This is a genomic window from Pedococcus sp. P2_E4, assembly GCF_056403935.1.
Window position 1 is genome coordinate 1 of the sequence record NZ_JBFUEO010000066.1, and the last position, 10,778, is coordinate 10,778.

The window sequence follows — 10,778 nt, forward strand, 5'->3', positions numbered from 1 at the left end:
TCCCCCGCCGCCGCGACGTCCCCCGCCGCCGCGACGTCCGCCGCCGCGGTCGCCGTCGCGGTCGCCGTCGCGGTCGACAAGGTCGAGCAGGCCCACGCCGCCGCGCAGGCGGCGAAGGCGTGAGCACGGCATACCCTGCGCCGTTTCCCCACCCGAGCGGGGCCCGGCCACCTGCCCTCCCCCCGGAGCTCGTGCCGCGCCACGTCGCCATCGTCATGGACGGCAACGGGCGATGGGCCAACCAGTGCGGTCTGCCGCGCACCAAGGGTCACGAGGCCGGCGAGGCCGCGCTGCTCGACGTGACGGCTGGCGCCATCGAGGCGGGCGTGACCCACCTGTCGGCCTACGCGTTCTCGACCGAGAACTGGAAGCGCAGCCCCGACGAGGTGCGCTTCCTCATGGGGTTCAACCGCGACGTGATCCGACGGCGCCGCGACCAGCTGCACGAGTGGGGTGTCCGGATGCGCTGGGTCGGGCGCAGGCCGCGGCTGTGGGGCTCGGTCATCAAGGAGCTCGAGACGGCCCAGGAGCTCACTCGGCACAACACCGGGCTGACGCTCTACTTCTGCGTCAACTACGGCGGACGGGCCGAGATTGCCGACGCGGTGCAGCGGATCGCCGAGCAGGTGCAGCGGGGCAGGCTCAAGCCCGGGTCGATCGACGAACGGACGATCGCCCGCCACCTGCCGGAGCCGGACATGCCCGACGTCGACCTGTTCGTGCGGTCGTCGGGGGAGCAGCGCACGTCGAACTTCCTGCTGTGGCAGAGCGCGTACGCCGAGATGGTCTTCCAGGACACGCTCTGGCCCGACTACGACCGGCGCCACCTGTGGTCGGCGATCCAGACGTATGCCGAGCGGGACCGCCGCTACGGCGGCGCGGTCGACCAGCCCACGTCCTGAGAACACCACTTCGCCAACCTGAGACCACCATTTCGCCAACCTGGGACCACCATTCCGCCAACCTCTGCTAGCAGTGGTTGGCGAAATGCGGACAGGGTGCACGGTGTCCGGATTTCGCTAAACCCTGCTGGCAGAGGTCAGGGACCGTGGCCGGGGGTCACGCGGACGCGCAGTCGGCGCAGGTGCCGAAGATCTCGAGCGTGTGGTGCACGTCCGTGAAGCCGTGCTCGGCGCTCACCTTGTTGGCCCACGCCTCGACGGTCGGGCCCTCGACCTCGACGGTACGGCCGCACGCCCGGCACACCAGGTGGTGGTGGTGACCGGTCGAGCAGGCGCGGTAGACCGCCTCGCCGTCGTCGGTCCGCAGCATGTCGACCTCACCCTCGGCGGCCATTGCCTGGAGGTTGCGGTAGACGGTGGCCAGCCCGACGGAGTCGCCACCGGCCCGGAGTGCGGCGTGCAGGTCCTGGGCGGACCGGAACTCGTCGGTGTCGGCGAGCAGTGCAGCCACCGCCGCGCGCTGGCGGGTGGGGCGTCGCGTGCTCTCGGGGGTCGCGGTGCGGTCCTGGGTGCCGGTCATGGTGCAGCCGTCTCCTTCGGGGCCTCGTGGCGGGCGGGGTCGTGCTCGTCGTAGTGGCCCTCGTGGGCGGCGTGGCGGTGGCCGTCGTGCACGTAGTCGACGTGGTCGCCGTGGGTCACGGCCTCGTGCCCGCAGGCCGGCCCGTGCTCGTGGTCGTGGCGCTCGGCCCGCCGGTGTTGGTGCGCCCGGGCCTGGGCGACGACCGCCGTGCCCACCGCGGCGACGACGAAGAAGCCGATCGCGAGCAGCACGATGGTGCCGCCGGACGGGGTCTCCGCGAAGTACGAGGTCACGACCCCGCCGACGCTGGAGACGACGCCCACGACGACGGCCCAGCGCGTCGAGGCCCGGAAGCTGCGACCGAGCAGCTGCGCCGTCGCGTTGGGGATGATCATCAGGGCGCTGATGAGCAGCAGCCCGACGACGCGCATCGACACGACCACCGTGACGGCCGTGAGGACCGCGAGCGCGATGTTGAGCCCGGTGACGGGCAGTCCGCTGGCGCGGGCGTACTCCTCGTCGTTGGCGACGGCGAACAACCACGGGCGCAACAGCCAGGTCGTGACGAGCACGACGAGGGCCAGCCCGGCGAAGACCCAGAGGTCGCTCTGGTCGGCGGTGGTGATCGCGCCGAAGAGGTATGCCGTGAGGCTGGCCGGGTTGCTGCTGGGGGACTTGGCGATGATCACCACACCGGCGGCGATGCCGCCGTAGAACATGACCGACAGCGCCACGTCGCCACTGGTGGTGCCACGTCCGCGGATCAGCTCGATGGCGACCGCCGCAGCAGCCGCGGCGACCAGGGCGGTGAGCACCGGCGCCTGACCCGTGAGCACGCCGACCGCGACCCCGGCGAGCGCGACGTGCCCGAGCCCGTCACCGATCAGCGACAGCCGTCGCTGGACGAGGAACACCCCGACGAGTGGTGCGGCGAGCCCGACGAGGACCGCGGCGACGATCGCCTGGCGCATGAAGTCGAGGGACAGCAGCTCGCTCATGGGCGGTGCCTCCGCGGGTCGAGCGGCCCGGCCGACGGGGCGTCGGGCAGGCGTGACGGCGCGGGGTGGTCCTCGTCGTCGTGGTGGTGGTGGTGGTCGTCGGCCAGCTCGCCGGACCGTGACGCGAAGTCCTGCGGTGTCCCGTCGAACGCGACCCGCCCGCCCTGTACGACCACGATGCGGGTGACGATGCCGGCGAGGGCGGCCAGCTCGTGGGTGACGATGACCATGGTCGTGCCGCGTGCGGCGAGGCGGGCCAGCACGGTCGAGAGCATCTGCTGGTTGGCGGTGTCGACACCCGCAGTGGGCTCGTCCATGAGCAGCACGTCGGGGTTGGAGGCGAGGGCGCGCGCAATGAGCACCCGCCGCTGCTGGCCCCCCGAGAGCGTCGACACATCCGCGTCGGCACGGTCCGCGAGCCCGACGACGTCGAGGCACCGGTCGATCAGGGCCGTGTCGGCGGGGCTGTGCCGCACCGGACGCCACCAGCGGTGGTGGGACAGGCGCCCGACCGCCACGATCTCGCGGGCGGTCGCCCGGACGGACGCCGAGAGCGTGTGTCGCTGCGGCACGTAGCCCAGCCGGGCGAAGTCGCGGAAGGTCTCACGTGCCTCGCCGAAGAGCCGCACCTCGCCGCCGAGCTGGTCGTTGAGGCCGAGCAGCCCGCGGACCAGCGTGGACTTGCCGGACCCGTTGGGCCCCAGCACCGCGACCACCTCACCGCTGTGCACGGTGAGGGTGGCGCCCTGGACGACGACCTGGTCGGCGTAGCCGAAAGCGGCCCGCGTGAGCTGGAGGATCGGCGTGACCTCCGACGCCGCGGCGGGCGAGGCGGGGGTGGTCGTCACGAGCACTCCTGTCCGGCTACGAGGGTGGCGAGGTTGGCGCGCATGACCGACGGGTAGTCGCGACCGGCCGAGGCGCTGGTGATCCCCTCGAGGGGGTCGAGCACGGCCAGTCTGGCACCGGTCTCGCGCGCCAAGGTCCTGGCGACCGCCGTGCTGACGAGCGTCTCGGCATACACGGTGGTGGCCCCGCTGTCACGGATGTGGGCGGTGAGGGCCGCCATCGCGGCCGGGTTGGGCTCCGCATCGGGCGTGAGCCCGGTGATGCTCTCCTGGGTGAGGCCGTACGCCTCGGCCAGGTAGCCGAACGCCGCGTGCGAGGTGACGAGGTCGCGGACGGCGCAGCGCGCGAGCCCCGCGGTGAACTCCTCGTGCAGAGCCGTGAGCTCTGCGCGGAACACCTGCGCGTTGGTGGAGTATGCCGTGGCGTGCGCCGGGTCGCGCCGGCCGAGCTCGGCGGCGATGGCGTCGCCGACGTCGGCGTACCGCAGCGGGTCGAGCCAGAAGTGCGGGTCGGGAGCTCCCTCGGCGGCGTGGTCCTCGTGCTCGGCCGCGCTCTCCCCGGCGTGCGCGTGGTCGTCCTCGGTCGCCACCAGGGTGAGTCGGGCGGCGGGGGAGACGTCGAAGGCGTGGTCCTTGGCCTGGCCCTGCACGGCGTCGTCGACCGCGGGCTGGAAGTGCTTCTCGTAGACCACGAGGTCGGCTCCCGCGACCGAGCCGACCTGCCTGGGGGTGAGCTCGACGTCGTGCGGCTCGGCGCCGGGCTTGGTCAGCGAGGTGACGTCGACGTGGTCACCACCGACCCGGGACACCGCGTACTCCAGCGGGTAGAAGGCCGCGGCGACCTCGAGCTTGCTGGCGTCCCGCCCCCCGCTCGTCGCGCAGCCGGACAGCACGGCGATGGCGATGGCGATGGCACCGGCGCTGGCGACGAGGTGGGAGGGACGGGACGTCATGACAATCATTCTCAACACAAATGAGAACGATTGTCAAAATCGGTGTCGAGGTCAGGTGCGCGGCAGCGCCTGCGTCACGGTGATCGCGACGGCCATCAGCACCACCGCAACACGTCCCAGGCGGGCGCCGCCGTCCAGGGCCGGCCAGCCGAGGTAGAGGGTCCAGACGAGGAAGACCAGCACCGGCAGGAGGAAGAGCCACCCCCAGCCGTCGACGAGGACCCCCGCGACCATGAGGCCGAGCACGATGAGGAACGGCACGGCCCGCGGCACGGCGCCCAGGCGCTGGAGGGCGGGCAGGCTGGCGGACTCGATGGTCTGGCGGAGCGTCGGCACGGCACGAACCCTATGACGCGACCTCCGTTGCCCGGGCCAGGGCCGCCTCGAAGCGCGGCAGGCTCGCCTCGATCGTCTCCATCGTCGCGGTCAGGCAGATGCGGAAGAAGCCGGGCGTCTCGAAGATCCGACCGGGCATGACGAGCACGCCCAGGTCGGCGAGCAGCTGCACGAACGCCTCGTCATCGGCGACGGGGGAGTGCGGGAAGAGGTAGAAGGTCGCCTCGGGGACCTCCAGGCGGTAGCCCACCGCGCGCAGGCCCTCGACCATGAGGTCGCGCTTGGCCTGCAGGTGGGCGACGTCGATGCTCAGCTCCTCGAGCCGCGGCGTGGCGTACTGCATGACGTTGTTGGGGAAGAGCCAGCCCGCAGCGATCTGCACGCTCTCGACCGCCTCGATCACCGCGTCGACCACGTCCTGCGGCATCGAGGGTGGCAGGGCGAGGTAGCCCAGCCGCTGGCCGGGCGACAGGAGGGTCTTGCCGTACGAGTAGCAGAGCAGCGTGAACGGGTAGAACTGCGCCGGGCTGACGAAGCGGGCCCCGTCGAAGACCAACCGGTTGTACGGCTCGTCGGAGACCAGGTAGATCCGGCGTCCGTGCCGGGCGGACGCCTCGTCGAGCAGGGCGGCAAGCGCCCGCAGCGTCGGCTCGGGGTAGATCCGCCCCGTCGGGTTGTTGGGGGTGTTGACGATGACCACCCGGGTGCGTGGCGTGATCGCGGCCTCGATCGCAGCCAGGTCGAGGTCGAACGTCTCGGCGTCGACCCGCACCTTGACCGGCACCAGCCCGGCCTCCAGGGCCAGCGACTCGTAGAGGAACCACGGCGGCAGGCTGAAGACGACCTCGTCCCCGGGGTCGGCCACCGACTTGAGGGACGTCGCGATGGCGCCGAAGCCGCCAGTGGTCATGCGGATCCGGTCGGCCGGCCAGTCCAGCCCCAGGTGTCGCGAGAGCGAGGCGGCAGCAGCCGCCTGGGCCGCCTCCTGGCTGAACTTGTAGGCGAACCACAGCTCGTCCTTCGGCAGGACGGCCTCGCGCAGGGCCTCGACGTAGTCCGTCTGCGGCACCTCGTGCGGGTCGCCGAAGGTGAAGTCGAGGACCCCGGGCTCGAGCCGCCGCTCCTGGTACCCCGACCGGCGGGCGAAGTCGAACAGCATCCGGAACGACTCGGCCTGCTGGATCTGGACGGACCGCGCTGAGACGGGGTGGTCACTCATGGCCACCGACGGTAGGCGCGCCCCCGCGGGCCCGCGACCACCATTCGACGGAGGTGCCCACACGGCATACCCCGTCGAGCGACGGCACACCCGGCGAGCGACGGCATACCCCGTCGAGCGGGCAGGCCACGCACAAGTAACCTTGCGCGCATGGCCGCACCCTCCACCGTCGACACCGTCGTCTCCCTCTGCAAGCGCCGGGGCTTCGTGTTCCCCTGTGGCGAGATCTATGGCGGCACGAGGTCCGCGTGGGACTATGGCCCCCTCGGCGTCGAGCTCAAGGAGAACATCAAGCGGCAGTGGTGGAAGTCGATGGTGACCGGCCGCGACGACGTCGTCGGCCTCGACTCCTCGATCATCCTGCCCCGACAGACCTGGGTGGCCTCGGGCCACGTCGGCGAGTTCACCGACCCGCTGACCGAGTGCCAGTCCTGCCACAAGCGGTTCCGCCTGGACCACATGCAGGAGGCCATCGCCGAGAAGAAGAACGCCAAGAAGAGCGGCGACGACGCGCTGGTCGACCCCGACTCGATCCCGCTCGCCGAGATCGCCTGCCCGAACTGTGGCACCCGCGGCTCGTGGACCGAGCCCCGCGAGTTCAACATGATGCTCAAGACCTACCTCGGCGTCATCGAGGACGAGTCCGGCCTGCACTACCTGCGGCCCGAGACGGCACAGGGCATCTTCATCAACTTCCTCAACGTCATGAACGCCGCGCGCAAGAAGCCGCCGTTCGGCATCGGCCAGACCGGCAAGAGCTTCCGCAACGAGATCACGCCCGGCAACTTCATCTTCCGCACCCGCGAGTTCGAGCAGATGGAGATGGAGTTCTTCGTCAAGCCGGGCGAGGACGAGACCTGGCACCAGTACTGGATCGACGAGCGCACCAAGTGGTACACCGACCTCGGCATCAACCCCGACAACCTGCGCCACTTCGAGCACCCTGCCGACAAGCTCAGCCACTACTCCAAGCGCACCGTCGACATCGAGTACCGCTTCAACTTCGCGGGCAGCGAGTGGGGCGAGCTCGAGGGCATCGCCAACCGCACCGACTTCGACCTGACCACGCACAGCACGCACTCCGGCACCGATCTCGTCTACTTCGACCAGGCCAGCGGTGAGCGCTACACGCCCTACGTCATCGAGCCCGCCGCCGGCCTGTCGCGCTCGCTCATGACCTTCCTCGTCGACGCCTACACCGAGGACGAGGCGCCCAACACCAAGGGCGGTGTCGACAAGCGAGTCGTCCTGCGGCTCGACAAGCGGCTGGCGCCCATCAAGGCGGCCGTCCTGCCGCTGTCGCGCAACGCCGACCTGTCGCCCAAGGCGCGCGAGCTCGCCGCCACGCTGCGCCAGCACTGGAACATCGACTTCGACGACGCCGGGGCCATCGGCCGCCGCTACCGTCGCCAGGACGAGATCGGCACGCCGTTCTGCATCACGGTGGACTTCGACACGCTCGAGGACCACGCGGTGACGATCCGCGAGCGCGACAGCATGGCCCAGGAGCGCGTCAGCCTCGACAAGGTGGAGGAGTACCTCGGCGCTCGCCTGCTCGGCTGCTGATCTCGAGGGCTTTCGTATGCCGGGTGCCAACCTTTGCGCCCCTCCCGTGCGTTAGGGGGGAGAATCCGCACGGGAGGTGGCCATGCGCCGCGAGGTCGACGAGGAGTTCGCGCAGTACGTGCGGGCCAGACAGCACCGGCTGCTGCGTGCTGCCTTCCTCGTGTGCGGTGACCTCCACCTCGCCGAGGACCTCCTGCAAGGGGCGCTCGTCAAGCTCGCCGCCCGCTGGGAGCGGCTGAGGAACGAGAACCCCGACGCCTACGTCCGCAAGATCCTCTACCGCGATGCCGTCTCGTCGTGGCGACGGAGCCGGCGCGAGTCGCCGTCCCTGTTCCCGGAGCTCGACCTCGACCGGCCGGAGCCGGACCGGTCGACGGGCACCGGGGAGCGCCTCGACCTGCTGCGCGCCCTGGCCCAGCTCACCCCCAAGCAGCGGGCCGTCATCGTCCTGCGGTTCTTCGAGGACCGCAGCGAGGCCGACACCGCCGACGCGCTCGGCGTCTCGGTGGGCACCGTCAAGAGCCAGACCCACGCCGCCCTCGCCAGGCTGCGCACGCTGCTGCCCGACTTCGCCCCGCACCTGTCGGGCGTGCACCCACCGCGCCTGCATCCACCCCGAGAGGAAGGGCCGTCATGACCGACCGGGACCTGAGCGCCCTGCTCGAGCGCGCGAGCGCCGACGTCGTCGAGCGGGACTTCGCCCACGAGGCGTGGGCCGGGGCCGTGGCGCAGCGGCAGCACCGCCGCCGGGTCGTCACGACCGCCGCCGGAGCCCTCGCCGCGGCAGCCGTCGCCGTCACCACGGTCCAGCTCACGGGGTCGACGCCGCGTCCCTCACCCGCGAACCCGACCACCACGTCACCGGCGGCGACGAGGCTCTCGGACGGCACGGCATACGACCAGATGCCGTTGGAGGGCAAGGAAACCGAGCTGGCGCACTTCGACGCGGGACTGCCGTCGGAGATCACGCCCAGCGAGGCACGGAGCGCGGAGCTCGGCGGCGGTGGGATGCCGGACGGGCCCGTCGCCGTCTACGTCGAGCGCGCAGGCGAGGTCTACCACCCCGTCCTCGTCACGAAGGGGGGCGAGCTGCGCCGGGTGGACGGCCTCGCCCTCACACCGGTGCACGACGCCGGGGGGAACCAGGGGTCGCCACTCGGGCCGCGCGCCATCGGGGGCGGTGGCCGGTACGTCGCCTTCGCCCAGCCGGGCAAGGTCGTGCGGCTCGACACCCAGACCGGCGCGACCGTCGACTACCCGGTGCCCTCGACGGTCCTGCAGAGCGCGGGATGGACGGCTGACGGCGGCACCATCGTCGCCCGCGCCGAGGGCGGGAAGGCGTGGCGGATCGACCCGTGGAAGCCCGGTGCTGTGGCGGTGGCCGCCGACGGCTCCTATGAGGGGCTGTTCCGTCTCGACGCGGACGGGAGCGGCCTCAACGCCCTCCAGCGCTACCGGGACGCCTCGAAGGTGGGCCCGGCTGTCGAGGTCCCCGGCCCCGTCTACGAGTTGTGGCAGGACACGATCAACACCGAAGAGCGCGCGGCCGCAGGGGCGTTCTTCGACCAGGACGTCACGAGCAAGGTCATCGAGATGGGCAACGGCCCGATCTACCAGGGCCTGGTCACCGTCGACACCGAGACCGACCAGACGAGGGTGCTGCTGGCGCCCGAGAACCCCGACGGCCAGACCGGGCGGTTCAAGGGCTGCTGCAGCGTCCTGGGCTGGGCCGACGGCTCGACCGTGCTGTTCCAGACCGTCGGCAGCCACGGTTCCTGGGTCCTCGCCTGGAACGTCACGACGGGTCGCGTCTACGAGGTGTCGAGGATCGTGGTCAACCCCGCGCGCGAGGAGATCCCGCGGCTGGCGCTGAACGTGGGCTGGCGGTTCTGACGCCCGACCGCGCCGAAGGTGGGTCGGCGGTTCTGACGCCCGACCGCGCAGGCACTGACGGTGGTGCGCCTGACAGACGTCACGGGTGAGCGGTGACACCTGTCCGGGGGCGCGGGCGTGAGTCGACGCGACGCTGGGCGGATGACCCGGACGGACCGGCTCGGCGGCGTCCGCGCGACGGCCGTGCCCGGAGGCGGCCCACGCACACCCGCCCGTCGCGTGCTGCCGTGGTGGAGCACCCTCATGGCCCTCGACTCTGAGAGGCTGGTGGCCGTGAGCACGCCAGCGGGTGAGGACGCCTACGTCGAGCCGCGCCCGCGGATCTTCACCCCCACCGCGGAGGACGGGTGGCAGGGACGGGCGCTGGGCCTGCTCTTCGCCGGCATCTGGCTGGTCTTCCTCTCCGACGCCTTCAGCGCGGCCTGGCGCCAACGCGACACCGTCCGCGCCGACGGGGGCCTCGTCGTGCTGAGCGCCTTCGTCGTCGTCTACGTTGCGCACTTCCTGCACCTGCGTGCCGCCGTGTGGGGGACCCGCGGGGTGGCCCCTCCCCGCTGGTACGTCACCAAGGTCGGGGTCCTCGCCTGGCTCGCACTGGCGGTGCTGGCGGCGCTGGCAACCCTGACCGTCGGCCAGGAGGGTGCGGCGACCTGGGTCTTCCTGGCCGTGTCGGGGCTGTGGACGTTCCGGGTTCCGCTCGGGCTGGGGCTCGGCGTCGTGCTCGTCGGGCTCTACGAGTTCCTCACGTTCCACCTGACCGGCTGGAACCACGACGCGAGCATCAGCCTGTCCATCGTCCTGGCCATGGCCGCAGTGACCGGCGGCATGGTGGCGTCGCAGCGGCAACGAGCCCTCGCCGACGCCCGGGCCGAGAACGCCCGGCTGGCGATCCAGGAGGAGCGCAACCGGATGGCCCGCGACGTGCACGACATCCTCGGCCACAGCCTGACGGTGATCACGGTCAAGGCCGAGCTCGCGGCCCGACTGCTCGAGGTCGATCCCAGCCGCGCGCGGAGCGAGGTCGAGGACGTCGAGCGGCTGGCGCGCGACGCGCTCGCCGACGTGCGTCAGGCGGTTGCGGGGGTCCGCGAGGTGTCCCTGCCCGGTGAGCTGGCCCGCGCCCGGACGTCACTGGCGGCCGCGGGCATCGAGGCCGACCTGCCGACGGCCGTCGACGCGGTCCCCACCGCCTTGCGAGCGGTGTGTGCCTGGACCTTGCGCGAGGCCGTCACCAACGTCATCCGCCACAGCGGGGCGACGTCCTGCCGCGTGACGCTCGACGAGCGGGGGATCACGGTGTCGGACAACGGTTCCGGTCCCGTGCCAGGCCAGTCCGGCACCGGGCTGGTGGGGCTCCGGGAGCGCGCGCAGGGGGCGGGAGCGGTGCTGCGGACCAGGGCCCTCGAGCCGCAGGGCTTCGAGCTGTCGGTCACCACCGACCGGGTGCCCGAGGCGACCGGGCGTGAGGCGACCGGGCGCGAGG

11 protein-coding genes are annotated in these 10,778 nt (G+C 71.7%); 5 read left to right on the forward strand and 6 right to left on the reverse strand.

Annotated elements, in window-relative coordinates:
- Positions 1 to 119 precede the first annotated feature (119 nt).
- Positions 120 to 902, forward strand: coding sequence for an isoprenyl transferase (locus AC1DV7_RS17640; RefSeq protein ID WP_477598638.1), 783 nt, complete (start codon positions 120 to 122; stop codon positions 900 to 902).
- A gap of 157 nt (positions 903 to 1,059) precedes the next feature.
- Here the strand turns inward: AC1DV7_RS17640 and AC1DV7_RS17645 are convergent, their stop codons facing one another.
- From AC1DV7_RS17645 to AC1DV7_RS17670, 6 genes are read right to left on the reverse strand one after another with little or no spacing between them, the layout of a single operon-like run.
- On the reverse strand, positions 1,060 to 1,482 hold the full coding sequence (locus tag AC1DV7_RS17645) for a Fur family transcriptional regulator (RefSeq protein WP_477598639.1): 423 nt from the start codon (positions 1,480 to 1,482) through the stop codon (positions 1,060 to 1,062).
- The gene (locus AC1DV7_RS17650; RefSeq protein ID WP_477598640.1) at positions 1,479 to 2,480 is read right to left on the reverse strand and encodes a metal ABC transporter permease; all 1,002 of its coding nucleotides are present in this window, start codon (positions 2,478 to 2,480) and stop codon (positions 1,479 to 1,481) included. Before AC1DV7_RS17650 ends, AC1DV7_RS17645 begins: the two co-directional genes overlap by 4 nt.
- A complete protein-coding gene (locus AC1DV7_RS17655; RefSeq protein ID WP_477598641.1) occupies positions 2,477 to 3,328 on the reverse strand; it encodes a metal ABC transporter ATP-binding protein in 852 nt (283 codons plus the stop codon). Before AC1DV7_RS17655 ends, AC1DV7_RS17650 begins: the two co-directional genes overlap by 4 nt.
- On the reverse strand, positions 3,325 to 4,281 hold the full coding sequence (locus AC1DV7_RS17660) for a metal ABC transporter substrate-binding protein (protein ID WP_477598642.1): 957 nt from the start codon (positions 4,279 to 4,281) through the stop codon (positions 3,325 to 3,327). The genes AC1DV7_RS17655 and AC1DV7_RS17660 overlap by 4 nt, the downstream gene beginning before the upstream one ends.
- A 51-nt stretch (positions 4,282 to 4,332) precedes the next feature.
- The gene (locus AC1DV7_RS17665) at positions 4,333 to 4,617 is read right to left on the reverse strand and encodes a DUF6703 family protein (RefSeq protein WP_477598643.1); all 285 of its coding nucleotides are present in this window, start codon (positions 4,615 to 4,617) and stop codon (positions 4,333 to 4,335) included.
- 10 nt (positions 4,618 to 4,627) lie between these two features.
- Complete coding sequence (locus AC1DV7_RS17670; protein WP_477598644.1) at positions 4,628 to 5,836, reverse strand: aminotransferase class I/II-fold pyridoxal phosphate-dependent enzyme; 1,209 nt, start codon at positions 5,834 to 5,836, stop codon at positions 4,628 to 4,630.
- Between the two features lie 150 nt (positions 5,837 to 5,986).
- Between AC1DV7_RS17670 and AC1DV7_RS17675 the strand changes: the two genes are divergently transcribed.
- The 4 genes from AC1DV7_RS17675 to AC1DV7_RS17690 form a co-directional block, all read left to right on the forward strand.
- Positions 5,987 to 7,402: a glycine--tRNA ligase gene (locus tag AC1DV7_RS17675; RefSeq protein WP_477598645.1), complete on the forward strand. Its 1,416-nt coding sequence runs from the start codon at positions 5,987 to 5,989 to the stop codon at positions 7,400 to 7,402.
- 82 nt (positions 7,403 to 7,484) lie between these two features.
- On the forward strand, positions 7,485 to 8,039 hold the full coding sequence (locus tag AC1DV7_RS17680; RefSeq protein WP_477598646.1) for a SigE family RNA polymerase sigma factor: 555 nt from the start codon (positions 7,485 to 7,487) through the stop codon (positions 8,037 to 8,039).
- On the forward strand, positions 8,036 to 9,295 hold the full coding sequence (locus AC1DV7_RS17685; RefSeq protein WP_477598647.1) for a hypothetical protein: 1,260 nt from the start codon (positions 8,036 to 8,038) through the stop codon (positions 9,293 to 9,295). The genes AC1DV7_RS17680 and AC1DV7_RS17685 overlap by 4 nt, the downstream gene beginning before the upstream one ends.
- A gap of 141 nt (positions 9,296 to 9,436) precedes the next feature.
- Positions 9,437 to 10,778: sensor histidine kinase (locus AC1DV7_RS17690; RefSeq protein ID WP_477598648.1), on the forward strand; the 1,342-nt coding region annotated here is incomplete at its 3' end.

What these genes read in the sequence shown, in the direction of transcription:
- AC1DV7_RS17650 (WP_477598640.1), bottom strand. Translation starts at nt 2,480, where the DNA reads ATGAGCGAGCTGCTGTCCCTCGACTTCATGCGCCAGGCGATCGTCGCC.
- AC1DV7_RS17685 (WP_477598647.1), top strand. Translation starts at nt 8,036, where the DNA reads ATGACCGACCGGGACCTGAGCGCCCTGCTCGAGCGCGCGAGCGCCGAC.
- AC1DV7_RS17670 (WP_477598644.1), bottom strand. Translation starts at nt 5,836, where the DNA reads ATGAGTGACCACCCCGTCTCAGCGCGGTCCGTCCAGATCCAGCAGGCC.
- AC1DV7_RS17680 (WP_477598646.1), top strand. Translation starts at nt 7,485, where the DNA reads ATGCGCCGCGAGGTCGACGAGGAGTTCGCGCAGTACGTGCGGGCCAGA.
- AC1DV7_RS17660 (WP_477598642.1), bottom strand. Translation starts at nt 4,281, where the DNA reads ATGACGTCCCGTCCCTCCCACCTCGTCGCCAGCGCCGGTGCCATCGCC.
- AC1DV7_RS17645 (WP_477598639.1), bottom strand. Translation starts at nt 1,482, where the DNA reads ATGACCGGCACCCAGGACCGCACCGCGACCCCCGAGAGCACGCGACGC.
- AC1DV7_RS17675 (WP_477598645.1), top strand. Translation starts at nt 5,987, where the DNA reads ATGGCCGCACCCTCCACCGTCGACACCGTCGTCTCCCTCTGCAAGCGC.